Origin of the sequence: Cryptosporangium aurantiacum (assembly GCF_900143005.1) — a bacterium.
Taxonomy (GTDB): Bacteria; Actinomycetota; Actinomycetes; order Mycobacteriales; family Cryptosporangiaceae; genus Cryptosporangium; species Cryptosporangium aurantiacum.
Genome location: NZ_FRCS01000001.1, coordinates 251,905 through 276,444, shown reverse-complemented (window position 1 = coordinate 276,444; position 24,540 = coordinate 251,905). Strand labels below are relative to the sequence as shown.

22 protein-coding genes are annotated in these 24,540 nt (G+C 70.5%); 6 read left to right on the top strand and 16 right to left on the bottom strand.

Annotation, left to right across the window (positions count from 1 at the left end; translation table 11 throughout):
* Nucleotides 1-16 precede the first annotated feature (16 nt).
* The 7 genes from BUB75_RS01125 to serA form a co-directional block, all read right to left on the bottom strand.
* Nucleotides 17-1,354 (bottom strand): glutamine synthetase family protein, encoded by a 1,338-nt coding sequence (locus BUB75_RS01125; RefSeq protein ID WP_073250559.1) that lies wholly within the window; start codon nucleotides 1,352-1,354, stop codon nucleotides 17-19.
* A gap of 307 nt (nucleotides 1,355-1,661) precedes the next feature.
* Entirely contained in the window at nucleotides 1,662-2,360 is a 699-nt protein-coding gene (locus tag BUB75_RS01120) for a FadR/GntR family transcriptional regulator (protein WP_218617217.1), read from the bottom strand.
* Between the two features lie 185 nt (nucleotides 2,361-2,545).
* Nucleotides 2,546-3,913: a DUF2252 domain-containing protein gene (locus tag BUB75_RS01115; protein WP_218617216.1), complete on the bottom strand. Its 1,368-nt coding sequence runs from the start codon at nucleotides 3,911-3,913 to the stop codon at nucleotides 2,546-2,548.
* Nucleotides 3,910-4,080 (bottom strand): hypothetical protein, encoded by a 171-nt coding sequence (locus BUB75_RS46010; RefSeq protein WP_178379730.1) that lies wholly within the window; start codon nucleotides 4,078-4,080, stop codon nucleotides 3,910-3,912. Before BUB75_RS46010 ends, BUB75_RS01115 begins: the two co-directional genes overlap by 4 nt.
* Nucleotides 4,081-4,216: 136 nt before the next feature.
* Nucleotides 4,217-5,305 (bottom strand): branched-chain amino acid aminotransferase, encoded by a 1,089-nt coding sequence (locus tag BUB75_RS01110; RefSeq protein ID WP_073250554.1) that lies wholly within the window; start codon nucleotides 5,303-5,305, stop codon nucleotides 4,217-4,219.
* Between the two features lie 148 nt (nucleotides 5,306-5,453).
* Nucleotides 5,454-6,485, bottom strand: coding sequence for a 3-isopropylmalate dehydrogenase (locus tag BUB75_RS01105; protein ID WP_073250552.1), 1,032 nt, complete (start codon nucleotides 6,483-6,485; stop codon nucleotides 5,454-5,456).
* Between the two features lie 44 nt (nucleotides 6,486-6,529).
* Nucleotides 6,530-8,143: a phosphoglycerate dehydrogenase gene (gene serA, locus BUB75_RS01100; RefSeq protein ID WP_073250550.1), complete on the bottom strand. Its 1,614-nt coding sequence runs from the start codon at nucleotides 8,141-8,143 to the stop codon at nucleotides 6,530-6,532.
* A 308-nt stretch (nucleotides 8,144-8,451) separates the two neighbouring features.
* On the opposite strand from serA, the gene BUB75_RS01095 reads away from it, so the two are divergent.
* Nucleotides 8,452-8,889, top strand: a complete 438-nt coding sequence (locus BUB75_RS01095) for a hypothetical protein (RefSeq protein ID WP_143174977.1) — start codon at nucleotides 8,452-8,454, stop codon at nucleotides 8,887-8,889.
* Nucleotides 8,890-8,936: 47 nt separating this feature from the next.
* Here the strand turns inward: BUB75_RS01095 and ilvC are convergent, their stop codons facing one another.
* From ilvC to ilvD, 4 genes are all read right to left on the bottom strand, one after another.
* A complete protein-coding gene (ilvC, locus tag BUB75_RS01090) occupies nucleotides 8,937-9,965 on the bottom strand; it encodes a ketol-acid reductoisomerase (RefSeq protein ID WP_073250545.1) in 1,029 nt (342 codons plus the stop codon).
* 38 nt (nucleotides 9,966-10,003) lie between these two features.
* Nucleotides 10,004-10,534, bottom strand: coding sequence for an acetolactate synthase small subunit (gene ilvN, locus BUB75_RS01085; RefSeq protein WP_073250543.1), 531 nt, complete (start codon nucleotides 10,532-10,534; stop codon nucleotides 10,004-10,006).
* A gap of 14 nt (nucleotides 10,535-10,548) precedes the next feature.
* The gene (locus tag BUB75_RS01080; protein WP_073250541.1) at nucleotides 10,549-12,324 is read right to left on the bottom strand and encodes an acetolactate synthase large subunit; all 1,776 of its coding nucleotides are present in this window, start codon (nucleotides 12,322-12,324) and stop codon (nucleotides 10,549-10,551) included.
* A 286-nt stretch (nucleotides 12,325-12,610) separates the two neighbouring features.
* Complete coding sequence (ilvD, locus tag BUB75_RS01075; protein WP_073250539.1) at nucleotides 12,611-14,293, bottom strand: dihydroxy-acid dehydratase; 1,683 nt, start codon at nucleotides 14,291-14,293, stop codon at nucleotides 12,611-12,613.
* 222 nt (nucleotides 14,294-14,515) lie between these two features.
* On the opposite strand from ilvD, the gene BUB75_RS01070 reads away from it, so the two are divergent.
* The 3 genes from BUB75_RS01070 to BUB75_RS01060 all read left to right on the top strand — a co-directional run bounded on the left by BUB75_RS01070 (nucleotide 14,516) and on the right by BUB75_RS01060 (nucleotide 18,027).
* Nucleotides 14,516-14,917 (top strand): PH domain-containing protein, encoded by a 402-nt coding sequence (locus BUB75_RS01070; RefSeq protein ID WP_073250538.1) that lies wholly within the window; start codon nucleotides 14,516-14,518, stop codon nucleotides 14,915-14,917.
* Between the two features lie 79 nt (nucleotides 14,918-14,996).
* On the top strand, nucleotides 14,997-16,163 hold the full coding sequence (locus BUB75_RS01065; protein ID WP_073250536.1) for a PQQ-dependent sugar dehydrogenase: 1,167 nt from the start codon (nucleotides 14,997-14,999) through the stop codon (nucleotides 16,161-16,163).
* 166 nt (nucleotides 16,164-16,329) lie between these two features.
* Complete coding sequence (locus BUB75_RS01060) at nucleotides 16,330-18,027, top strand: metallophosphoesterase family protein (protein ID WP_073250534.1); 1,698 nt, start codon at nucleotides 16,330-16,332, stop codon at nucleotides 18,025-18,027.
* Here the strand turns inward: BUB75_RS01060 and BUB75_RS01055 are convergent.
* From BUB75_RS01055 to BUB75_RS01045, 3 genes are all read right to left on the bottom strand, one after another.
* On the bottom strand, nucleotides 17,999-18,802 hold the full coding sequence (locus BUB75_RS01055) for a hypothetical protein (RefSeq protein ID WP_073250532.1): 804 nt from the start codon (nucleotides 18,800-18,802) through the stop codon (nucleotides 17,999-18,001). The genes BUB75_RS01060 and BUB75_RS01055 overlap by 29 nt on opposite strands.
* Nucleotides 18,792-19,319, bottom strand: a complete 528-nt coding sequence (locus BUB75_RS01050; protein WP_073250530.1) for an RNA polymerase sigma factor — start codon at nucleotides 19,317-19,319, stop codon at nucleotides 18,792-18,794. The genes BUB75_RS01055 and BUB75_RS01050 overlap by 11 nt, the downstream gene beginning before the upstream one ends.
* A gap of 70 nt (nucleotides 19,320-19,389) precedes the next feature.
* On the bottom strand, nucleotides 19,390-19,725 hold the full coding sequence (locus tag BUB75_RS01045) for a winged helix-turn-helix transcriptional regulator (RefSeq protein WP_143174976.1): 336 nt from the start codon (nucleotides 19,723-19,725) through the stop codon (nucleotides 19,390-19,392).
* Between the two features lie 50 nt (nucleotides 19,726-19,775).
* Here BUB75_RS01045 and BUB75_RS01040 point away from each other — a divergent pair, with 50 nt between their 5' ends.
* The gene (locus BUB75_RS01040) at nucleotides 19,776-20,369 is read left to right on the top strand and encodes a carboxymuconolactone decarboxylase family protein (RefSeq protein ID WP_073250526.1); all 594 of its coding nucleotides are present in this window, start codon (nucleotides 19,776-19,778) and stop codon (nucleotides 20,367-20,369) included.
* 64 nt (nucleotides 20,370-20,433) lie between these two features.
* Nucleotides 20,434-21,489: an aminotransferase class V-fold PLP-dependent enzyme gene (locus BUB75_RS01035; RefSeq protein ID WP_073250524.1), complete on the top strand. Its 1,056-nt coding sequence runs from the start codon at nucleotides 20,434-20,436 to the stop codon at nucleotides 21,487-21,489.
* Nucleotides 21,490-21,538: 49 nt separating this feature from the next.
* Here BUB75_RS01035 and gatB read toward each other — a convergent pair whose 3' ends face one another.
* Together gatB and gatA are read right to left on the bottom strand one after the other, a co-directional pair.
* Nucleotides 21,539-23,026: an Asp-tRNA(Asn)/Glu-tRNA(Gln) amidotransferase subunit GatB gene (gene gatB / locus BUB75_RS01030; protein ID WP_073250522.1), complete on the bottom strand. Its 1,488-nt coding sequence runs from the start codon at nucleotides 23,024-23,026 to the stop codon at nucleotides 21,539-21,541.
* Nucleotides 23,023-24,540: an Asp-tRNA(Asn)/Glu-tRNA(Gln) amidotransferase subunit GatA gene (gatA, locus tag BUB75_RS01025; RefSeq protein ID WP_073250521.1), complete on the bottom strand. Its 1,518-nt coding sequence runs from the start codon at nucleotides 24,538-24,540 to the stop codon at nucleotides 23,023-23,025. The genes gatB and gatA overlap by 4 nt, the downstream gene beginning before the upstream one ends.

Below are 24,540 nucleotides of genomic sequence, written 5' to 3'. Positions count from 1 at the left end.
TAGGGGATGGTGCTCCTTAGAGGCGCTCGAAGCCCCGGCGCAGCTCCCAGTCGGTGACCACGGCGTCGAACGCGGTCAGCTCGACGTCCGCGGCATTGAGGTAGTGGTCGACGACGTCGTCGCCGAACGCGGTGCGGGCCAGCGCCGACGCGGCGAACGCGTCCCGGGCGTCACGCAGCGTCTTCGGGACCCGCGGCGCGTCGGACACGTACGCGTTGCCGACCAGTTCGGGTTCCAGCGGCAGTTCCTCTTCGATGCCCGCCAGGCCCGCGACCAGCATCGCCGCCGACGCGAGGTACGGGTTGACGTCCGCGCCCGGCACCCGGTTCTCCACGCGCAGCGCATGGCCGTGCCCCACCACCCGCAGCGCACAGGTGCGGTTGTCCCGGCCCCACGCGACCGCAGTGGGCGCGAAACTGCCCTCCGCGTACCGCTTGTACGAGTTGATGTTCGGCGCGAACATCAGCGTCAGCTCCGGCAGGTACTTCAGCTGACCGGCGAGGAACTGCTCGAACAGCGTCGAGAACCCGTCGCCGTCGGCGAAGACCGGGGCGCCGGAGAAGTCCCGCAGCGACAGGTGGATGTGGCAGGAGTTCCCTTCCCGCTCGTTCACCTTCGCCATGAACGTGATGCTGACGCCGTCCTGGGCTGCGATCTCCTTGGCACCGTTCTTGTAGATGACGTGGTGGTCGCAGGCCGCGGTGACCTCGTCGTACTTGAACGCGATCTCGTGCTGGCCGAGGTTGCACTCACCCTTGGCGGACTCCACGGTCAGCCCGGCGCCGGTCATCGCGAGCCGGATCCGGCGCAGTAAGGGCTCGATCCGCGCAGTGCCGAGCAGCGAGTAGTCGCTGTTGTACTGGTTCGCCGGGGTGAGGTTGCGGTAGCCGGCGTTCCACGCGTCCTCGTAGGAGTCGCGGTACACGATGAACTCGAGCTCGGTGCCCGCGTAGGCCTTCCAGCCGCGCTCGGCGAGCCGGTCGGCCTGTTTGCGCAGGATCTGCCGGGGCGAGGCCACGACCGGCGATCCGTCGAGCCACTCCAGGTCGGCGAGCAGCCCGACGCTGCCGGGGTGCCACGGGATGTGGTGCAGCGTGCTCAGGTCGGGCCGCAGGACGAAGTCCCCGTAGCCGGTGGACCACGAGCTCATCGCGTAGCCCTCGACGGTGTTCATGTCGACATCGACCGCGAGCAGGTAGTTGCAGCCCTCGGCGGCGTGGTCCAGCACGTCCGAGAGGAAGTACCCGGCGTCCAGCCGTTTGCCCTGCAGGCGACCCTGCATGTCGGTGAAGCCGAGGACGACCGTGTCGACCTTTCCGCCGGCGATCTCCACGCGTAGCTGTTCGAGATCCAACCGACCCGCCTCCCTCTGTGCGCTCCGTCTGCTGGGCGCAACGTAGAACGTGGGCGCTGTTCCGCGCAATGGTCTCCGTTCAGACCTTTACGTGGACGCAACGCAGCGCGCCACCGCACGCCCCGCGACACCGCTTTCCGCCGCCCGCGGCGGCACCACCGCACGCCCCCGCGCCACCGCACGGGGGGCCCGCCGGTCGCGCGCGATGGATGGTGATTGATCCGCGTGGCGTGGATGAACCGTTACCCCCGCTCTGGCGGGGAAAGCCGTTCATCGACATCACGTGGGCAACGCACCAATCACAGCATCACCGGAGAAAGCCGCGAAGCAGCGCCGCCGTGCCGTCGCAATGTCGGGTCATCGTGGCGGCGGCTCGCTCGCGGTCACCGGCCAGGATCGCCTCGACGATCTCGGCGTGCTGGGCGTCGGAGTGCGCGATGTTGTGCCGGAGCACCGGGATCAGCTCCAGCAGCCCGGAGAGCCGCCCCTGAACGTCGGCAACGGCGGCGATCAGCGGCGCGTTGCCGGTCACGCTCGCGATCGCCAGGTGCAGCCGCGAATCGGCGCGCCTGCGGACGGCGTCCTCGGTGGCATCGGCGACCTCGGCGAGGCAGCCGGTGAGGTACTGCTGCTCGGCGGCCGACAGCGTCGTCTCGGCGGCGAGCGCCGCAGCGCCGGGTTCGATGATCCGGCGGTAGTCCAGTGCGTGGGTCAGCGTCTCCCCCATCGAGCGCGCGACCGCGTGGGCGTCCTGGTCGGCGGGGAGCCGGAACCGGACGAACGTGCCGCCGCCCCGGCCGCGCCGCGACGTGACGTAGCCGGCGTCGGCGAGCGCTTGCAGGGCGTCCCGGAGCGTCATCCGGCTGACGCCCAGCATCGTGGCGAGTTCGCGCTCGGGCGGCAGCCGGTCGGTGACCGCGCCGAGCCGGATCGCGGTCGCCAGCCGCTCGACGGTCGCCTCGAACGCGTTCCCGTCCCGCACCGGCCGGAACAACGTCCGCGCCAACGCCAAATCCGGCCCGGGCTCCGGCCCCGCCCCGGACCCGGGAGCTGCACGGTCGGGGGGCCTGGCCCGCTGAGGCCCCGCCCCGGACCCGGGAGCTGCACGGTCGGGGGGCCTGGCCCGCTGAGGCCCCGCCCCGGACCCGGCGCCGGGGCGGGGGGCCTGTGGGGCCATCCCGCGGTCGATATCTAGCCCCCGTCGACGCCGGGGATGCGCCCGTTGCGGAACGCGTCGACGAAGTACCGGTGGTCATCGCGGACCTGCCGCGCGTACCCCAGCCCGAACGCCACCAGATCGGCGGCGAACTCGTCGTCCCGGTCACCGACCGCGGTGACGATCGCGTCCTCGGTCTGGAACTTCACCAGACTCTGCTCGCTGTCGGCGTCCGACACGCAGTGAACCTTCGCCACCGCCTGTCCGAGCTGGTCGAGCAGCGGCATGATGTCGGCCGGCTCGTTCACGTCCGACCAGTCGATGTCGTTCTCGTACGGCGACAGCTCCTGCACGACCTGCCCGACACCGTTGATCTCGGTCCACCCCAGCCACGGGTCGGCGTGCGCCTGCAGCGCCCGCTGCGACACCACCGTGCGGTGCCCATGATGCCGGAAGTAGCCGGCGATCGAAGCGTCGTGCACGACCCGGCTGGGCGCTGCGATGTTGCCCTGCTTCATCGACAGCACGACGTCGTTCTCCAGCGCCTGCGTGGCGCCTTCCACCAGCAGGTTGTACGCGGGTAGCCCCGCCGACCCGATCCCGAACCCGGACCGCCCGACGATGTCCTTCACCACGTAGCTGTGAACATCTTTCCGCTTCCCCGCCGGAATCGTCTCCAGGTACTGGCGGAAAGCGGCTTCGACCAGCTCCTTCTCCGACGACTCCAGCAGCCGCACCCCCGGGCCCTCGCGGAACACCCGGTCGGAGTTGCGGATCGTCGTGGTGCGCTGCAGCAACGCGATCCGGGTCTGCATCCGCGAGTCGAGCAGGACGTCCCGGAGCACGCCGGTGGCACTGTCCAGCGTGAGCCGGAACTCCTCATCGCCGTGGTGCGCGACGAACCGCCGTACGGTGCCCAGGTACGCGTCGGACACCGTGCGGATCATTCGTTCGATCGTGCCGTCCGACAAGGCTTTTCCGAAGCCGAGCAGCGCGAGGCTGGCCGCGAGCCGCTGCAGGTCCCAGGTGTAGTGACCGACGTAAGCCTCGTCGTAGTCGTTGACGTCGAACACCAGCACGCCGGACGAGTCCATGTACGTGCCGAAGTTCTGGCAGTGCAGGTCACCCTGGATCCAGACCCGGCGGGTGCGCTCGTCGGTCCACGGGTCCTCGACGTCGATCCGCTCGTCGGTGACGTCGGCGTAGAAGATGCACGCGCTGCCCCGGTAGAACGCGAACGGGTCGGCCGCCATTTTCCGGAACTTCGTGCGGAACGCGGCGGGCGCGGCCTCGATCAGCGGCTCGAACGTGTCGACGAGGATCTTGATCAGCTGCTCTGACCGCTCCTCGGCGGGACGGGCCGCGATCGCCTCGATCAGCGCGGACGCTGACGTGTCGCTCACTGCCCGATCCGCTCGAAGATCAGGATCGTGTTGCCGCCCTGGATGACGGTCTGCTTGAGTGCCCAGCCGTCCTTCCACCGGTCGTTGAGCTTGCGCTTGAGCCAGTGGATGCTCAAGTCGTCCTTGTTGAGTTCCACGTCGTAGTGGTCGTCGTCGCCGCCGAACACGTCGCCTCCCGGGCGCTCTCGGTCCGCCGCCAGAGCAAGGCGGCTCCGAGCGGCAGCGTACTTCCGTACACCAGTCCCTCCCGCCCGGCACTGTCAAATCGTGGTCGTGATAGCACCAGCGATTTGACAGCGCGAGTCAGAGGCGGGTGACCCAGCCGTGCGTGTCGTCGGTCCGGCCGTGCTGGATGTCGAGGAGCTTGCCGCGCAGCTTCATCGTCACCTCGCCGGATCCGCCGTCGGCGACCGTGAACTCACCGTCCGAGCTCTTCACGTGCCCGACCGGCGTGATCACCGCGGCGGTGCCGCACGCGAACGCCTCGGTCATCCGCCCGCTGGCGGCCGACTCGCGCCACTCGTCGGTGGAGATCCGCCGCACCTCGGTGCGCAGACCGAACTCCTCGGCCAGCAGCAGGATGCTGTCCCGGGTGACGCCGGGCAGCAGCGACCCGTTGAGTTCGGGCGTGACGAGCGTGTCGCCGTCGAGGATGAAGTACAGGTTCATCCCGCCCATCTCCTCGATGTACTTGTGCTCGATCGCGTCCAGCCAGACCACCTGGTCGCAGCCCTGCGCAGCAGCCTGGGCCTGTGCCACCAGGCTCGCGGCGTAGTTTCCGGCGCACTTCGCCTCGCCGGTGCCGCCCGGCGCGGCCCGGGTGTAGTCGGTCGAGAGCCAGACGCTCACCGGCTCGACGCCGCGCGGGAAGTACGCGCCGACCGGCGAGGCGATCAGCACGTACAGGTACTCCTGCGCCGGACGGACGCCCAGGTACGGGTCGGTCGCGAACATGAACGGCCGCAGGTAGAGGCTCGTCTCCGGGGCGCTGGGCACCCACTCCTTGTCGTGCTCGACGAGGATCCGGATCGACTCGAGGAACAGCTCCTCGGGTAGCTGCGGCATCGCCAGCCGGGCCGCCGAGCGGTTGAACCGGCGGGCGTTCTGCTCCGGCCGGAACAGCCCGAGCTCACCGTCGGGGTGCCGGTAGACCTTGAGGCCCTCGAAGATCTCCTGCCCGTAGTGGAGCGCGGCGGTCGCCGGGTCGAGGCTGATCGGCCCGTACGGCTCGAGCCGAGCGTCGTACCAGCCCTTTCCCTCGGCGTACTTGATCGTCACCATGTGGTCGGTGAACACCCGACCGAAACCGGGGTCGACCAGCAGGGCTGCCCGCTGCTCGGCGCCGGCCGGGTTCGTGGTCGGGCGAACGTCGAAGTCCAGGGTGCTGCTCATGGCGGTCCTTCCGCATCGCTGGGGGCGGCCCGACCACGAAGGGGGCCGAACTCGAATTTACCGCCCGTTCAGGTTGGGCGTGTCGCCACCGCCACGGGATACAGAACGACCCGGGGCCGCGTGGCCCCGGGTCGTCAGAAAACGCGGATCAGCTCACGCGGGAGGCGATGCGGTCGCCTACCTCGGCAGTGCGCACGGGTACGCCCGGCTCGCGCGCTGCCAGGTCGTCGGCGACCGCGTTCTCGACCTTCTCGGCAGCCTCGGTGTGCCCGAGGTGCTGCAGCAGCAGCGCCACCGACAGGATCGTGGCGGTCGGGTCGGCGATGCCCTGGCCGGCGATGTCCGGCGCGGAGCCGTGCACCGGCTCGAACATCGACGGGAACGCCTTCGTCGGGTTGATGTTGCCGCTCGCGGCGAGCCCGATGCCACCGCTGATCGCGGCCGCGATGTCGGTCAGGATGTCGCCGAACAGGTTGTCGGTGACCACGACGTCGAACCGCTGCGGCTGGGTGATGAAGAACATGCTCGCCGCGTCGACGTGCAGGTAGTCGGTGGCGACGTCCGGGAACTCCTTGCCCACCTCGGCGAAGGTCCGTGCCCACAGGTTCCCTGCGTTCACCAGCACGTTGTTCTTGTGGACGAGAGTCAGCTTCCGCCGTGGGCGGGCAGCCGCGCGGGCGTAGGCGTCCCGGATCACCCGCTCGACGCCGCTGCGGGAGTTGAGGCTCTCCTCGGTGGCGACCTCACGCGGGGTGCCCTTGGCCAGCACCCCACCGGCGCCGACGTAGAGACCCTCGGTGCCCTCGCGGACCACGACGAAGTCGATGTCGCCGGGCTTCACGCCGTTCAGCGGGCTGGACACACCCGGGTAGAGCCGGGCCGGCCGCAGGTTCACGAAGTGGTCGAACGCGAACCGCAGCTTCAGCAGCAGCCCTCGCTCGAGGACGCCCGGCGGCACGCCCGGGTCGCCGACGGCGCCGAGCAGGATCGCGTCGTGGCCGGCCAGCTCGTCCTGGACGGAGTCCGGCAGCACTTCGCCGGTGGCGTGGTAGCGGCGGGCACCGAGGTCGTAGTCGGTGGTGCTGACGCCCGGCAACACCGCACCGAGCACCTTCAGTCCTTCGGCCACCACCTCGGGGCCGATACCGTCTCCGCCGATCACCGCGAGGTTCGTGCTCATGGGCTCACCTTAGCGGAGCGTTCCCACCTCTCGGTACACCGGTCTCATACTCCGGACAGGTCGACGGTGCTCGCCGCATGAGCTCCTATCGCCGCAGCGAGCCGCTGCACGAGGTCGACCGGCACCGCCTGGTCGACGGCGAGCGCCATCAGCGACTCCCCACCGCTGAAGGCCCGCGCCACCTGCATGCCCGCGATGTTCACCCCAGCGTCCCCGAGCAGGACGCCGAGCGTGCCGACCACGCCGGGCCGGTCCGAGTACTGCAGGAACAGCAGGTGCCCGACGGGGACCAGGTCGATGTCGAACCCGTCGATGCTGGTGAGTTTCTGGACGAGTCGCGGCCCGGACAGCGTGCCCGAAACGCTCAGCGTCCGGCCGTCGGCGAGCACACCGGAGACCGTCACCAGGTTCCGGTACTCCGGGCTGTCGGACTCGGTGGTCAGCCCCACCTCGACGCCGCGTTCCTTGGCCAGCAGCGGCGCGTTCACGAACGTCACCGACTCCTCGACGATGTCCGCGAACACGCCCTTGAGCGCGGCCAGCTCCAACACGCTGACGTCGTACTCGGCGATGTCGCCCCGGACGTCGATCGTGATCGACTGCGCCAGCCCGCTGGCCAGCGCGGTGAACACCCGGCCGAGCTTCTCCGCGAGCGGCAGCGCGGGCCGCACCTCCTCCGCGACCACGCCGCCGGCCTGCACGTTCACCGCGTCCGGCACGAACTCGCCGCTCAACGCCAGCCGGACGCTGCGCGCGACAGCCAGTCCTGCCTTGTCCTGCGCCTCCACCGTGGACGCCCCGAGGTGCGGCGTCGCGACGACGTTCTCCAGCCCGAACAGCGGCGAGTCGGTGCACGGCTCGGTGGCGTAGACGTCCAGGCCCGCGCCGGCGACGCGGCCCTCGACGAGCGCGTCGTACAGGGCTTTCTCGTCGACGAGCCCGCCCCGGGCGGCGTTCACTATGCGGACGGACGGTTTGACGAGCCGTAGCTCCTTCTCCCCGATCAGTCCGACGGTCTCGGCGGTCTTCGGCAGGTGGATCGAGATGAAGTCGCTCTCGGCGAGCAGCTCCTCCAGGCTCACCAGCCGGACGCCGATCTGCGCCGCGCGCGTCGGCTGGACGTACGGGTCGTACGCGATCAGCCGGGTCCCGAACGCGGCCATACGCTGCGCGAACAGCACGCCGATCCGGCCCAGGCCGACGACGCCGATCGTCTTGTCGGAGATCTCGACTCCGGTGTAGCGCGAACGCTTCCACTCCCCGCCGCGGAGTGCGGCGTGCGCCGGGGCCACGTTGCGCGCGCTGGCCAGCAGCAGCGCGATCGCCTGCTCGGCCGCCGACACGATGTTCGACGTGGGCGCGTTGACGACCATGACGCCACGCGCGGTCGCGGCCGGGACGTCGATGTTGTCCAATCCGACGCCGGCCCGGGCCACGACCTTCAGCAGGGGCGCCGCCGCGAGGGCCGCCGTGTCGATCTGGGTGGCGCTGCGAACCAGGACCGCGTCCGCGTCGGCGAGGGCCGCGAGCAACGCGGGGCGGTCGGCGCCGTCGACGTGCCGCACCTCGAAGTCACGGGCGAGCACGTCGAGCGCGGACGGTGCGAGCTCCTCGGCGACGAGGACGACAGGCTGGTTCTTCTCGGAAGGCTGAGGCACGTCGGAGGTTCCTTCGGCGATCGGGCGAGTGTCGGCATCGTTGCGTCACGGCGCCCATCGCGGTCGGCTGCGACCGGCGGACGGCAGCGATGCCGATAGTAGGGAAGAAGGTTCCGCATCGGCGATCATCAGAAGGGTGTTCGTGACGGTGCTCACCGTGGCCACCGGACGCCGAATCGGAAGAAACCAAGCACGAGAAACAGACGTCAGTGCGGTCACACGGGTTCAACGCGCCGTGCCGGACGCGACCGTCGGGTGCGTCGGCCGGGCACAATCGTTCACGACGTTCGGACGGTGACAGGAGCGCGGTGAGTCAGGAGACCCCGAACCGGGGATGGGCGGCGGCCGGTGTGCTCGGCGCCGTGCTCTCGCTCGGATGGGCGGCGGTCGCGGTCGCGTTCGTGCTGCCGGCGTTCACCGGTTCTCCGCCGACCACGACCGGCGACGGCGTCGCGCTCGGCATCGTGGTGCTCGGCGTCCTGCTGCTGGCGGCGATCGCCGCGGTCGGTGCCCGGGCCGCGTGGAAGCACGCGTTCTACGGCGAGGCCGAGCAGCCGCGGCGGCTGATGACCGCGGGGTTGTGCACGGTGGTGATCGCCGGGTGGCCCGCGGTCGGCGCGCTCACCCGCGGCGCCGACGGCGTCCTCGACCCCACCGGCGCCGCCGCCCTAGGCCTCACCCTGTTGGGCGGCATCACCCTCATCGTCCTTCACCGAGCCCGCGTCGCCGAGGCCCTCAGCAACTAAGAGTGGTGTGGGCGATCGCCCACACCACTCTTAGTTGCTACGCGGACTCAGGCAGTCTCGGTGATGGGGCGGTCGACCCACGACATCAGGCCGCGGAGCTTCTGGCCGGTGACCTCGATCGGGTCGGCGGCGTTCTCCTCGCGGAGCTTGAGGAAGTTCGCCCGGCCGTTGTCGTCCTCGGCGATCCAGTTGCGGGCGAACGTCCCGTCCTGGATCTCGGCGAGCACCTGCTTCATGGCCTTCTTCGACTCGTCGCCGATCACCCGCGGGCCGGAGACGTAGCCGCCGTACTCGGCGGTGTCGCTGACCGAGTAGTTCATCCGCGCGATGCCGCCCTCGTACATCAGGTCGACGATCAGCTTCAGCTCGTGGAGGCACTCGAAGTACGCGACCTCCGGCTGGTAACCGGCCTGGGTCAGCGTCTCGAAACCGGCCTTGACCAGCTCCTCCACGCCGCCGCAGAGAACCGCCTGCTCGCCGAACAGGTCGGTCTCGGTCTCCTCCTTGAACGTGGTCTTGATCGCGCCGGCCCGGGTGCCGCCGATGCCCTTCGCGTAGGAGAGCGCGAGCGCCAGCGCGTTGCCGGAGGCGTCCTGCTCGACCGCGACCAGCACCGGAACGCCCTTGCCGTCGACGAACTGACGACGGACGAGGTGACCGGGGCCCTTCGGCGCGATCAGGGCGACGTCGACGCCCGCCGGGGGCTTGATCAGGTCGTACCGGATGTTGAGGCCGTGCCCGAAGAGCAGGGCGTCGCCCTCCTTCAGGTTCGGGGCGATGTCGTTCGCGTAGATCGTGCGCTGCGCGGTGTCCGGCGCGAGCACCATGATCACGTCCGCCTCGGCGCTGGCCTCGGCCGGAGTGAGGACGCGCAGGCCGGCCTCCTCCGCCTTCGGGCGGCTCTTGGAGCCCTCCGGCAGACCGACGCGGACGTCGACGCCGGAGTCACGCAGGCTCAGCGCGTGGGCGTGGCCCTGGCTGCCGTAACCGAGCACGGCGACCTTGCGGCCCTGGATGATCGACAGGTCCGCGTCGTCGTCGTAGAAGAGCTCGGCGCGGAGGTTTTCAGAGGCCATGACGGGTGGTTCGTCCTTCCTAGATGTGTCAGCGCGCTTCAGGCGCTGCGTTCGACGCTACGCAATGCCACTGAGGGCGCTGCGATCGACCGGGGTCCACGCCCGATCGCGACCATGCCGGACTGCACCATCTCCTTGATGCCGAACGGCTCCAGCACCCGCACGAGCGCCTCGAGCTTCTCGGCGGTGCCGGTCGCCTCGATCGTGACCGAATCGGTGGACACGTCGACGACGTGGGCGCGGAACAGCTCGACCGTCTCCAGAACGTGCGAACGGGTCTGCGGGTCGGTGCGGACCTTGACGAGCATCAGCTCGCGCTGGACCGACACCGAGGTGTCGAGCTCGACGATCTTGATCACGTTGACCAGCTTGTTCAGCTGCTTGGTGACCTGCTCGAGCGCCAGGCCCTCCACGGTGACGACCACGGTCATCCGGGAGATGTCGGGGTGCTCGGTCGGCCCGACCGCGAGCGAGTGGATGTTGAACCCGCGGCGGCTGAACAGGCCGGACACCCGAGCGAGGACGCCCGGCTTGTTCTCGACCAGCACCGAGAGCGTGTGCTTGCTCATTGAAGTGGGTCTCCTCAGACCTGGTCCTCGCCCCAGATGGGGCGGACGTCGCGGGCGGCCAGGATGTCGTCGTTGCTGGTGCCTGCCGCGACCATCGGCCAGACCATCGCGTCGGCACCGACCACGAAGTCGACGACGACCGGCTGGTCGTCGATCTGCATCGCCTTCTCGATCGTCGCGTCGACGTCGGCGGCGGTCTCACAGCGCAGCCCCACGCAGCCCAGCGCCTCGGCCAGCTTGACGAAGTCGGGGATCCGCTGCTTGTGGGTCTTCAGGTCGGTGTTCGAGTAACGCTGGTCGTAGAACAGCGTCTGCCACTGCCGGACCATCCCCAGGTTGCCGTTGTTGATGACGGCGACCTTGATCGGGATGCCCTCCAGGGCGCAGGTGGCCAACTCCTGGTTGGTCATCTGGAAACAGCCGTCGCCGTCGATCGCCCACACGGTGGTGTCGGGCTTACCGACCTTGGCGCCCATCGCGGCCGGGACGGCGTAACCCATCGTCCCGGCGCCGCCGGAGTTCAGCCAGGTGTACGGGTTCTCGTACGAGATGAACTGGCTGGCCCACATCTGGTGCTGGCCGACACCCGCGGCGAAGATCGTCTCCGGTCCGGAGATCTTCCCCAGCCGCTCGATGACGTACTGGGGTGCCAGCGTGCCATCGGGGCTCTCGTCGTAGCCCAACGGGTACTTCTCACGAGTCTGGTTGAGCAGCCCCCACCAGGGCTCCAGGTCGGCCCGGTGTCCGGCCTGGTGCTCGGCCTGCAGCGCGACGACCAGCTCGGCGATCACCTCGCGGGCGTCGCCGACGATCGGCACGTCGGCCGTGCGGTTCTTGCTGATCTCGGCCGGGTCGATGTCGGCGTGGACGATCGTCGCGTGCGGCGCGAAGCTGTCCAGGTTGCCAGTGACCCGGTCGTCGAAGCGGGCGCCCAGCGCGACGATCAGGTCGGCCTTCTGCAGCGACGTGACCGCGGCGACCGAGCCGTGCATGCCGGGCATGCCCAGGTGCTGCGGGTGGCTGTCGGGGAACGCGCCGCGGGCCATCAGCGTCGTGATGACCGGCGCACCGGACAGCTCGGCCAGCACCTTCAGCTCGGCCGACGCGCGGGCCTTCAGCACCCCGCCGCCGACGTAGAGCACCGGGCGCTTGGCGGTGGTCAGCAGCCGGGCGGCCTCGCGGACCTGCTTGCCGTGCGGGTGCACGGTCGGGCGGTAACCCGGCAGGTTCAGCTGCGGCGGCCAGGAGAACCGGGTCTGCGCCTGCAGGATGTCCTTCGGCAGGTCGACCAGGACCGGGCCGGGGCGGCCGGTGGACGCCAGGTGGAAGGCCTCCGCGATGACCTGCGGGATCTCCTCGGCGTGCTTGACCAGGAAGTTGTGCTTGGTGATCGGCAGCGTGATGCCGCAGATGTCGGCTTCCTGGAACGCGTCGGTACCGATCATCGGAGTACCGACCTGACCGGTGATCGCGACGATCGGCACCGAGTCCATGTAGGCGTCGGCGATCGGCGTGACGAGGTTCGTGGCTCCCGGCCCGGAGGTCGCCATGCAGACGCCGACCTTGCCGGTGGCCTGTGCGTATCCCTCGGCCGCGTGGCCGGCGCCCTGCTCGTGCCTGACCAGGATGTGCCGGACGTTCTGCGCGTCGTACAGCGGGTCGTAGGCGGGAAGAATCGCGCCGCCCGGGATGCCGAAGACCACCTCGGCGCCGACCGCTTCCAGGGAGCGGACGAGCGACTGGGCACCCGTGACCGATTCGTTGGCCGGCGGGGTGGCTGGTGCGTTCATGGCATTGGCCTCTTCGTGTAGCGGTAAGGCGGGTCGGCGTTCTCAGGCAACAAAAAACCCCTCGTGCCTGTGGCACGGGGGGTGAGCGCGTCGACGAGGTTCGTTGTCGACGCGCTAGCTGAGTACGAGAATCAGGGTGGATCGCACGTTGGTCACGCTATGCCGAGTTCCACGGCCCGTCAAACCCATCCCACTCTGTGGTCTCACGCGTCCTGACGTCCGTTGACGCGTAACCGGGCTCTAAGCACGGCTTAGAGCCCGGTTACGCGTCACACCGCGAACGAGGTCAGCCGCAGACGGCGCCGTTGGCGGCGGAGCCGACGAGCTTGGCGTACTTCGCCAGCACGCCGGTGTCGTAGGCCGGCGGAAGGGGCTTCCACTCGGCGCGGCGACGCTCGAGCTCGGCGTCGTCGACCAGCAGGTCCAGCGTCTGCGCGTTCAGGTCGAGCCGGATCCGGTCGCCCTCCTGCACCAGCGCGATCGGCCCGCCGTGCGCGGCTTCCGGGGCGATGTGCCCGATGCACGGCCCGGTGGTGCCGCCGGAGAACCGGCCGTCGGTGAGCAGCAGGACGTCCTTGCCCAGGCCCGCGCCCTTGATCGCGCCGGTCACCGCGAGCATCTCGCGCATGCCGGGGCCACCCTTCGGGCCTTCGTTGCGGATCACGATCACGTCGCCCTTGTTCAGCGTGTTGTGGGTGACCGCGTCCATCGCGCCCTGCTCGCCCTCGAACACCCGCGCGGTGCCCTCGAAGACGTCGTACTCGATGCCCGCCGACTTGAGCACCGCACCGTCCGGCGCGAGCGAGCCGCGCAGCACGGTGATACCGCCGACCGGGTGGATCGGGTTGTTCATCGCGTAGATGATCTTGCCGTCCGGGTCCGGCGGTGCGATGTCGGCGAGGTTCTCGGCCAGCGTCTTGCCGGTCACCGTGAGGCAGTCGCCGTGCAGCAGGCCGGCGTCCAGCAGCGCCTTCATGACGACCGGGACGCCACCGATCTCGTCGACGTCGGTCATCACGTACTGCCCGAACGGCTTCACGTCCGCCAGGTGCGGGGTGCGCTGACCGATCCGGTTGAAGTCCTCCAGCGTGATGTCGACCTTCGCCTCGTGCGCGATCGCCATCAGGTGCAGCACCGCGTTGGTCGAGCCGCCGAGCGCCTGGACCAGCGTGATCGCGTTCTCGAACGCCTCGCGGGTCATGATCTGGCGTGCGGTGATGCCGCGCTTGATCAGGTTGATCACGGCCTCGCCGGACTTCACCGCGTAGTTGTCGCGACGACGGTCCGGCGCGGGCGGGGCCGCGGAGCCCGGCAGCGACATGCCGAGCGCCTCGGCGGCGCTGGCCATCGTGTTCGCGGTGTACATGCCACCGCACGCGCCCTCACCCGGGCAGATCGCGCGCTCGACGCGGTCGACCTCGTCCCGCGTGATGAGCCCGCGAGCGCACGCGCCGACGGCCTCGAACGCGTCGATGACGGTGACCGTCCGGCCGTCGATCTTGCCCGGCAGCGTGGAGCCCGCGTAGAGGAACACCGACGCCAGGTCGAGGCGGGCCGCGGCCATCAGCATGCCCGGAAGGGACTTGTCGCAGCCGGCCAGCAGGACGCTGCCGTCCAGCCGCTCCGCCTGCATCACGACCTCGACGGAGTCAGCGATGACCTCGCGGCTGACCAGCGAGTAGTGCATGCCGACGTGGCCCATCGAGATGCCGTCGGACACCGAGATCGTGCCGAACTCCATCGGGAAGCCACCGGCGGCGCGCACGCCGTCCTTGGAGGCCTTCGCCAGCCGGTCGAGCGAGAGGTTGCACGGCGTGATCTCGTTCCACGACGAGGCGACGCCGATCTGCGGCTTGGCGAAGTCCTCGTCCTTCATGCCGACCGCACGGAGCATGCCGCGGGCCGCGGCCTTCTCCAGGCCGTCGGTCACATCGGTGCTGCGTGGCTTGAGCGGGTGTTCCTGGGTCATTCGGTTTCCTCGGCAGGGCCTTCCGGGGAAGGCGCGGGTGAGCGGACGGTCGGCGCGGGCCGATCGACCGCCGGCGGGGGGAGCGTCCGTGGGCCGGGGCCGCGGTAGCGGCAGCGGGCACCGGAGCGGTGCCCGTCAGGACGACGACTTGGGACAGGCAGGCGGGCGCGGTCCCCCGAGCCTACGCCGCCACACGGCCGCACTACCTGCGACACTGGAACGGTGAGCACCCAGACCCCGGCGCGGCCGGTCCGCGTCCGCTTCCGGCAGAGCTTCGCCACGGTCACCGCGATCCTGCTGACGGCGATCGGTGCGTTCACGATCGCCGGTCAGGACTGGGTCTACACGCCGGTCATGGCGATTCCGCTGCTGGCGCTGTGGTGGGTGGCCCGCACCGGCGTTGACATCGAGGCCGAACAGCTCACGATCCGGCGCGCGTTCGGCCGCCGCACGCTGCGCTGGGAGGAGATCGAAGGTTTCCTCTCCTCGCGTGGCCGCGTCTCGGTGCAGCTCACCGAGGCCGCCGGCGGTGAGGTTCTGCGGCTACCCGCGGTGACCCCGTCGACGCTCCCCCGTCTGATCGCCAGCGTCTCCTTGACCAAACCCCAGTCGGACGCCGCCTGAAAAGCAGGGGCCCGGCGCACAGGGGTTCGTAGCCGAGGCGTGACCGACGGCACTGGAGGTCCCCGGTTAGGCTCGTGCCATGTCCGGGCCCACACGGCGACACCGCGCTCCACGTCCGCTGGCTCTGCTGGCGGCATCCCTCGTCCTCGCGCTGGCCGGATGCTCGCTCGGCGCGCCGGACGAGACCGAGAGCGGCGAGTCACCGAACCTGCCGACGCCCAGCGCGTCCCCCTCGGCCCCCGGCGGTTCGGCCGAGGACGACGGGGTCGGCGTCCAGGTACTGGTGAAGAACCTCCAGGTGCCGTGGGGCGTAGCGTTCCTGCCCGATGGAAACGCGCTGGTGACCGAGCGCGACACCCGGCGGATCCTCCGCATCACCCCGGGCGGCCGGGCCACTCCGGTCCAGACGATCACCGAGGCCTACTCCGGCGGCGAGGGCGGCCTGCTGGGCATCTCGGTCTCGCCGAAGTACGCGACCGACAAGACGGTCTTCATCTACTACACGACCCGCACCGACAACCGGATCGCGTCGCTGCGGCTGGGTGAGGACCCGGTACCGATCGTGACCGGGATCCCGGTGTCGGGCATCCACAACGGCGGGCGGCTCGCGTTCGGCCCGGACGGCTACCTGTACGCGGGCACCGGCGACGCCTCCGAGCGCGGCCGGTCGCAGGACCTGAAGAGCCTCGGCGGCAAGATCCTGCGGATGACGATGGCCGGCAAGGCGGCGCCGGGCAACCCGTACCCGAACTCGCTGGTGTGGTCGCGGGGGCACCGGAACGTCCAGGGCCTGGCGTGGGACTCGAAGAAGCGCCTGTGGGCGACCGAGTTCGGGCAGAACCAGTGGGACGAGGTCAACCTGATCACCAAGGGCGGCAACTACGGCTGGCCGACGGTGGAGGGCAAGGGCAACGACCAGCGGTACACCGATCCGGTGGTGACCTGGGCGACCGACGAGGCGTCGCCGAGCGGCGCCGTGATCGTCGGGTCGAACCTGCTGGTCGCCGCACTGAAGGGCGAGCGGCTCTGGGTGGTGACGCTCGACCCGGAGAGCGGCAAGGTCGTGGGTGAGCCGCGGGCGATCCTGCAGAACAAGTACGGCAGGCTGCGCACGGTCGTGTCGGCGCCGGACGGGTCGGTGTGGGTCGCGACGTCGAACCGGGACGGGCGGGGCGACCCCACCGTGGACGACGACCGGATCCTGCGGATCATTCCGCCGGGTTCCAGCGGCGTGGACGTGATCTGAGCGCGCCGCGGGGTTAGACCGCGGGCCACTCCGGTAATGAGAATGCTTCGTGGGCTCTGACTCGATTCCGACCACTGACGACGATCACGACGAGTCCTTGCGGGGCGCTGCCGCCGCGGGCTCAGACGGGGCACGCCCCCCGGGCGGTGGTGACTCTGCGGACGGTGTGGACGCCGGGCCTCGCGCCGATGGAGCGGACGGCGGGTCGGCGCCGGCCGGAGACGACGCTCGCGGGACGTCGTCCGCAGCGGAAGGAACGGAAACCGACGCACCGGCGCACGGCAGGCATCGGCTGAGCCGGCTGCGCCGGCTGAGCGGGCCGCGCTGGCTCCGCACCAGCGCGGCGATCTTCCTCGTCGCGCTGATCGGCGCCACGCTCGGGCTGCAGCTCGGCGGGCGCGCCGAGGTCGAGATCGGGCCGTTCCAGATGCAGCTGGCGGCGCAGCCGTCGCTCACCGGCGGTTCGCAGCTGCGGATCCCTCCGCTCGGTGCGATCTCGATCCAGAGTCACCGCGGTCCGATCCGGCTCGTCGCCCGCGTGGACGGGCTGAACGAGTCCGAGACGCGTCAGCTCATCGCCGACCCCGCCCGGATCGAGGAGGCCACCGACCTCACCACCGACGACGTCCGCTCGGCGGTGACGACGCTCGCGTTGCGCTCGGTCGGCGCCGGGCTGCTGGGGGCGCTGCTGCTCGGCGCGGTGGCGTTCCGGAGCGTCCGGAAGACGCTGATCACCGGCGGGGTCGCGCTCGTGCTGCTGGGGGGCAGCGGTGGCCTGGCGGCCGCGACCGTCAACCCGGCCAGCCTGAGCCAGCCCCGGTACGAGGGTCTGCTGACGAACGTCCCGGCGCTGATCGGTGACGCCCGGTCGATCTACGACAACTACGGCCAGTACCAGGGCCAGCTCGTCCAGATCCTGACCAACATGAGCAAGGTCTACGAGGCGGTCTCCACGCTCCCGACCTACCAGCCCGACCCGAACACGATCCGGGTCATGCACGTCAGCGACCTGCACAACAACCCCACCGCTTGGAGCGTCATCGGGACGATCGGCAGCCAGTTCCAGGTCAACGCGGTGTTCGACACCGGCGACCTCACCGACTGGGGCAGCGCGGCCGAGGCCAACCTGTACGCGTCGAACGTCGCGGCACTGAAGGTGCCGTACGTGTTCATCCGCGGCAACCACGACTCCGGCGACGTCGCGACGGCGGTGGCCGCCAACCCCAACGCCGTCGTGCTCGACGACCAGGTGCAGACCGTCGCCGGGCTAGTCGTGGCCGGGGTCGGCAGCAGCCGCTTCACGCCGGACAAGTCCACCGGCGACGACGACGCGGGCAAGGAAGTCGAGGCCGAGGCCGGCGAGGCGCTCTCCGACACCGTGCTCCGGTACAACCGCGAGAACGAGAAGTCGGTCGACGTCATGATGGTGCACGAACCGGCAGCCGCCGATCCGCTGAAGGAACGCGGGCCGCTGATCCTGGCCGGGCACACCCACGAGCGGAAGACCGAGGCGCTCGACAAGGACACGCTGCTGATGATCGAGGGGTCGACCGGCGCGGCCGGCCTGCGCGGATTCCAGGGCGACACGCCGAAGTCGTTCGAGATGACCGTGCTCTACTTCGCGCAGGACGGCGCGCTGAAGGCGTACGACGAGATCACGGTGAGCGGCGCCGGGCAGTCGCAGGTGGAGCTGCGCCGGGTGATCATCGGCCAGAAGAACGCGACGCCGAGCGCGACGGTCACGGCGACGCCGAGCGGCACGGTCACGGTGTCACCGTCGACGCCGCCGAACACCGCACCGGTGATCCCGTCGCCGTCCCCGACCACACCGACGCCTACGCCGTCGGGGTCGGCGACGCCTTGATGTTCTCCACGACCTTCATCGTGCCGTCGCGGTAAGCCCAGACGAGGACGCGGCCCGGTTCCCGGTCGTCAGAGATCGAGATCAGACCGTCGTCGGAGATCTCCACCCGAGCGGGCGGCGTGAGCAGCGAGCCGGCGCGGATGCCGCCGATCGCGGTGAGGTCGCCGGGCTCGCCGCGAAGCACGAAGAGCTGAGTGATGACGCCGGACTTCCGCTGCGCCTCGCACGCCTCCTTGCTCATCCGCGGGTCGCACTCGATCGTCGCGGGGTCCCGGCCGAAGTCGCACGAGAGCGTGACGAGGTAGTCCGGGCGGCCGTCCCGATCGATGTCGGCGCGGAACATGTTGTCGTCCAGCACCGCGTAGTTCTTGTTGACGCCGTCGTACCAGGCCTTGGCCTTGCCGTCGCGGAACGTGACGGCCGGGCCGCCGCAGTTCGCGTTGGTTTCGGCGGTGAGGTCCATCCGCCCGTTCCGGACGGTCTGCTTCCAGGTGTCGTCGGGGCTCGGCGACGGATCCGCCGACGGGTCCGCCGACGGGGACGTCGAAGCGGTCGCCGGGATGAGCCGATTGGTGTCGTCGGCCGGGCGCAGCAGAAACGCGCCCGCGCCGACCAGCACGAGCACCACGGCGGCGACACCGGCGACCGCCGTCCGCCGATGCCGACGCCGCACGTCGGCACGGATCTCCGGGGCGCCGGGGCCGGTCATCGTCGGCGCGATCGCGGCGCGGAACGCTCCGAAGCGAGCCGCGAGCTGGTCGTGGTCAGTGCTCACGGAGAACCCTCTCTGGGTCGGTGCGGTCGGTCTCGCCGGGTCCGAGACTGGTGGCCAACCGGCCGCGGGCGCGATGGAGCCAGGACTTGACGGTTCCGGCCGGGACACCCTCCCGGTCGGCGATCTCGTCGACGGAGAGGTCACCCAGGTAGTGCAGGACGATGGCCCGGCGCTGGGTCGGTGGCAGGGTGGCGAGCGCGGCGACCAGGTCCAGCCAGGCAGCGTCCGGTGGTGGTACCGGTTCCGCCCGCTGCTGGCGTCGGTGGGCGAACGCGACGCGCAGCCGGCGCCAGCGGCTCACCGCTAACCGATACGCCACGGTGCGCACCCACGCGACCGGGTCGGCGTAACCGGACACCCGGGACCAGCGGCGCCACGCCTGGGCGAACGCTTCCTGGGTGACGTCCTCGGCCTCGGTCCGATCACCGAGGTAGGCCGCGATCTGGGTGCCGATACCGGCGAAGTTCCGGGCGTAGAAGTCATCGAACTCGCGTTCCGCGGTCGCAGGGGTCGCCACATCGTTCCCTCGTTCGGTTGCTGACGCCCTCTTGTCACGCGGCAACCGCCGTCTGGGTTGCACTGTGTTCCTAATCCGCGGCGCGCAGTGCGGCTGCCCACGTGTCGGCGTACTCGTTGAGCGGGCCCAGCGCGGTCATCAGCTGCACGCCGAGCGGCGTCAGGCGATTCACCCCGGCGTCGTCGGTGGCGACCAGACCGGCCGTGCGCAGCTCGCCGAGGCGGGTGGCGAGGACGGTGGGGCTCATCCGGTCGCAGGCGGCCTGGAGCGCCCGGAAGCCGCGTGGCTCGCCGCGCAGCTCCCAGAGCACGCGCAGCGTCCAGCGGCGTCCCAGCAGGTCGAGCAGCGCCATGACCGGCCGGCCGGTCGTCGATCCGCGAACGGGTTCACCGGGAAGAGGGATCATGCTACTAATTATGTATCGCTACTGTTTCCGTATCAGGAGGGGTCGTCCTCATGACGCTCGCGCCGCTCGAACCGCCGTACGCGCCGGAAGTTGCCCGGTTCCTGGAGAAGTGGATGCCGCCGGTAAAGGCCGGGCGGGTGGGGGTGCAGGGCTGGAGGATGCCGCCGGGCTTCGACGCGCCGCCGCTCGCGCTGTTTCGCCTGCTGGCCGTGCACGAGGACCTCTGCGACCGGGTCCGCCCGATGGCGTCCGGACTGCTCAACCACGGCCTGCTGCCCGCCGCCGACCGGGAGCTGCTGATCGCGCGCGTCACCGCCCGGCTCGACGCCGAGTACGAGTGGGGCATCCACGCGGTGGTGCAGGCCCCGGCAGCGGGACTGTCGCCGGCGGCGCTGCGCGCCACCGTGCACGGCTGGCCCGACGACTTCGCGGATCCGGTGCAGTCCCTGCTGGTTCAGGCCGCCGACGAACTGCTCGATTCCGGACGCCTACCCGCAGCGGTCGTCGACGAGCTGGCAGCCGTTCGGAGCCCCGCCCAGATCATCGAGATCGTCCTGCTCTGCGGGTGGTACCGGACGCTCGCGACGCTGATCCGATCGGCGGAGCTCGCGCCGGAGACCTGGGCGGCGCGGTTCCCCGCGTGACCGGTCCACTTCGACGTCCGGTGGCCCGGTTCGTCCGGTCTTTACGCCGCTAGCGTGGGGGAACGTGACCACCAGCGTGCTCGACCTCGACGCCGTTCGCGACCAGTTCACCCCCGACCCCGGCTTCTTCAACACCGCCAGCCTCGGCGCTCCGCCGCGCGCGACGGTCGACGCGGTCCGCGCCGCGATCGACGCCTGGTCGCGCGGCCGGGCCACCGCCGGTGACTTCGATGTCTCGGTGGTCGGGGCCCGGGAGGCATTCGCCCGGCTCGCCGGGGTACCCGCCTCGTCCGTCGCGGCGGGTGCGACCGTGTCACCGCTGGTCGGGCTCATCGCCGCCGCGGTGCCGGACGGCGCCGAGGTGCTGGTCGCCGACGACGACTTCACGTCGCTGCTGTTCCCGTTCGCGGCACAGGCCGGCCGTGGCGTCACACTGCGGTCGGTGCCGCTGGCGTCCCTGCCCGGCGAGGTGCGGGAGAGCACGGCGCTGGTAGCGGTGTCGGCCGTGCAGTCCGCCGACGGGGCGCTGGTCGACGTCGCCGCGCTGCGGAACGCCGCCTCCGCCACCGGGGCGCAGGTGCTGCTGGACACCACCCAGGCCACGGGCTGGCTCCCGCTGGATCTGAGCTGGGTGGACTACGCGGTGTGCGGCGCCTACAAGTGGCTGCTCTCGCCGCGCGGCAGTTCGTTCCTCGTGGTGCGGCCGGACCGGCTCGACTCGCTCGTGCCGCACGCCGCCAACTGGTACGCCGGTGCGGACATCTGGGCGTCGATCTACGGCCTGCCGCTGCGGCTGGCCTCCGACGCCCGCCGATTCGACACGTCGCCCGCCTGGTTCTCCTGGGTCGGGACGGCCACGTCGCTGGAGCTACTGGCCGATCTGGACGCTGCCGCGGTGCACGCGCACGACGTCGCGCTGGCGAACCGGCTGCGGGCCGGGCTGGGGTTGGCGCCCGGAGAGTCGGCGATCGTGTCCGCGCCGGTGGATGCGGTGGGGCAGGAGCGACTGCGAGCCGCCAGTATTCGCACCGCCGTAAGGGCGGGCGCGGTCCGCTTCTCCTGCCACCTCTACACCACCGAGGCGGACGTCGACCTGGCCCTCAACGCCCTCGCCGGCTGAACGCCGCACGTTCTGTGCCCCCGCGCGGGGCACAGAACGTGCACCGCCGTCAGCTCGCGCCGAGCCGCTCGAGAATCAGTTCTCGGACGGTTTTGGCGTCGGCCTGGCCCTTGGTGGTCTTCATGACGGCGCCCACCAGCGCACCGGCGGCCGCGACCTTCCCGCTGCGCACCTTCTCGGCGACGTCGGGGTTGGCCGCGATCGCCTCGTCCACCGCGGCACCGAGCGCGCCGGTGTCGCTGACCACCTCGAGCCCGCGTGCGGCGACGACCTCTTCCGGGCTGCCCTCGCCGGCCAGCACGCCGTCGAGCACCTGGCGCGCGAGCTTGTCATTGATACGCCCGGCGTCGACCAGAGCTTGAACGCCCGCCACCTGGGCGGGAGTGATCGGCAGCGCGTCCAGTTCGGTGCCGGTCTCGTTGGCCCGACGGGCCAGCTCCCCCATCCACCACTTCCGCGCCGCCTCCGGCGAGGCCCCGGCTTCGATCGTGGACGAGATCAGCTCGACCGCGCCCGCGTTGACCACCGACGCCCAGTCGTGGTCGGACACACCCCAGGCCTGCTGGATCCGCTTCCGGCGCTCGGCCGGGGGTTCCGGCAGCGTCTTCCGCAGTTCCTCGACCCACGCCGGGTCCGGCGCCAGCGGCACCAGGTCGGGCTCGGGGAAGTACCGGTAGTCGGTCGCCTCTTCCTTGCTGCGGCCGGGCGTCGACTCGCCGGTGTCCTCGTGGAAGTGCCGCGTCTCCTGAGTGATCTTGCCGCCGGCGTCGAGCACCCCGGCCTGGCGGATCATCTCCGAGCGCACCGCCCGCTCCACGGAGCGCAGCGAGTTGACGTTCTTCGTCTCGGTGCGGGTGCCCCAGGGGTCCCCAGGTCGGTTCAACGACGTGTTGACGTCGCAGCGCATCGAGCCCTGCTCCATCCGCACGTCGGAGACGTCCAGTCCGCGGATGACGTCGCGCAGCGCGGTGACGTACGCCCTGGCCACCTGGGGCGCACGAGCGCCGGTGCCGGTGACCGGCTTCGTGACGATCTCCACCAGCGGGATGCCCGCGCGGTTGTAGTCGACCAGCGAGTGGGTGGCTCCGTGGATTCGGCCGGTCGAGCCGCCGACGTGCAGCGTCTTGCCGGTGTCCTCCTCCATGTGGACTCGCTCGATCTCCACCCGGACGATCTCGCCGTCGACGTCCACATCGAGGTAACCGTCCACGCAGATCGGCTCGTCGTACTGGCTGATCTGGTAGTTCTTCGGCATGTCCGGGTAGAAGTAGTTCTTCCGCGCGAACCGGCACCAGGTCGCGATCGAGCAGTTGAGCGCGAGCCCGATCCGGATCGTCGCCTCCACCGCCGCGCCGTTGACGACCGGCAGCGAGCCGGGCAGGCCGAGGCACACCGGGCAGACCTGGGTGTTCGGCTCGGCGCCGAACACCGTGGCGCAGCCACACCACATCTTGGTGTTGGTGCCCAGTTCGACGTGCGTCTCCAGCCCGATGACCGGCTCGTACCGCTCGACTACGTCTACTGCTGTGGCCGTCACTTCGAACCCTCCAGAACGGGCGCCTTCGCGGCGAGCGGCCCGCCCAGCGCGGCCTCGACCGCGGCGGCGACCCGGTAACAGCGGTCGTCGGCCAGTGCCGGCGCCATGATCTGCAGGCCCACCGGCAGATCGACGCTGCCACCGGGCGCCTTCGCCAGCCCGGCGGGCACCGAGATCGCCGGCAGCCCGGCCAGCGGCGCGGGCAGCGTGCAGAGGTCGGACGCGTACATCGCCATCGGGTCGTCGACGCGCTCGCCGAGCTTGAACGCCACGGTCGGCGTCGTCGGGCTGACCAGCACGTCGCAGGTCTCGAACGCGGCGGCGAAGTCGCGGCTGATCAGCGTACGGACCTTCTGCGCCTGGCCGTAGTACGCGTCGTAGTAGCCGGAGCTCAGCGCGTAGGTGCCGATCATGATGCGCCGCTTGACCTCGGCCCCGAACCCGGCCTCCCGGGTCAGCGACATGACCTCTTCGAGGTCACGGACGCCGTCGTCGCCGACCCGCAGGCCGTACCGGACCGCGTCGAACCGCGCCAGGTTGGACGACGCCTCGCTGGGCGCGATCAGGTAGTACGCCGCCAGCGCGTACCCGAAGTGCGGGCAGGAGACCTCGACGACCTTCGCGCCCATCTCCTCGAGCTTCGCGTAGGCCGCGCGGCTCACCGCTTCGACGCCCGGCTCGTAACCCTCGCCGCCGAGTTCCTTCACGACACCGACGGTCAGCCCCGCGAGGTCGCCGTGCGCACCCTCTCGCGCCGCCGCGACGACCGGCGGAACGGGTACGTCCAGGCTGGTGGAGTCCTGCGGGTCGTACCCGGCGATGACCTCGTGCAGCAGCGCGGTGTCGAGCACGGTCCGGCCGAACGGACCGGCCTGGTCGAGTGAGGACGAGAACGCGATCAGGCCGTACCGCGACACCCCGCCGTACGTGGGCTTGTGGCCGACGATGCCGGTCACCGCCGCGGGCTGCCGGATCGAACCACCGGTGTCGGTGCCGATCGCGAGCGGCGCCTCGAACGCGGCCACCGCGGCGCTGGAGCCGCCGGACGAGCCGCCCGGGGTGCGGGTGAGGTCCCACGGGTTGCGGCTCGCGCCGAACGCCGAGTTCTCGGTGGACGAGCCCATCGCGAACTCGTCCATGTTGACCTTGCCGAGGATGACGACGCCCGCTTCCCGCATCTTGCGGGTGATCGTCGCGTCGTACGGCGGGATCCAGCCCTCGAGGATCTTCGATCCCGAGGTCGTCTGCAGGCCGCGGGTGACGACCACGTCCTTCAACGCCAGGGGGACGCCTGCCAGCGGGCCGAGCGGCTCACCGTTGGCGCGGTGCTCGTCGACGGACTCGGCGCAGTCGATCGCCCCGTCCTCGTCCACGACCAGGAACGCGCGGACGTCACCGTCGACGGCGCGGATCCGGTCGAGGTGGGCACGGGTGACCTCAACCGCGGAGACGTCGCCGGACGCGATCTTCGCGGCGGTCTCGGTGGCGGTGAGTCGAGTGAGGTCCTCGGGCAC

Bases quoted from the DNA above. Each gene is read 5' to 3' on its own strand.
- BUB75_RS01110 (WP_073250554.1), bottom strand. From the start codon at position 5,305: ATGAGCAGCACCCTGGACTTCGACGTTCGCCCGACCACGAACCCGGCC.
- BUB75_RS01105 (WP_073250552.1), bottom strand. From the start codon at position 6,485: ATGAGCACGAACCTCGCGGTGATCGGCGGAGACGGTATCGGCCCCGAG.
- ilvC (WP_073250545.1), bottom strand. From the start codon at position 9,965: ATGGCCTCTGAAAACCTCCGCGCCGAGCTCTTCTACGACGACGACGCG.
- ilvN (WP_073250543.1), bottom strand. From the start codon at position 10,534: ATGAGCAAGCACACGCTCTCGGTGCTGGTCGAGAACAAGCCGGGCGTC.
- BUB75_RS01080 (WP_073250541.1), bottom strand. From the start codon at position 12,324: ATGAACGCACCAGCCACCCCGCCGGCCAACGAATCGGTCACGGGTGCC.
- ilvD (WP_073250539.1), bottom strand. From the start codon at position 14,293: ATGACCCAGGAACACCCGCTCAAGCCACGCAGCACCGATGTGACCGAC.
- BUB75_RS01065 (WP_073250536.1), top strand. From the start codon at position 14,997: ATGTCCGGGCCCACACGGCGACACCGCGCTCCACGTCCGCTGGCTCTG.
- BUB75_RS01045 (WP_143174976.1), bottom strand. From the start codon at position 19,725: ATGATCCCTCTTCCCGGTGAACCCGTTCGCGGATCGACGACCGGCCGG.
- BUB75_RS01040 (WP_073250526.1), top strand. From the start codon at position 19,776: ATGACGCTCGCGCCGCTCGAACCGCCGTACGCGCCGGAAGTTGCCCGG.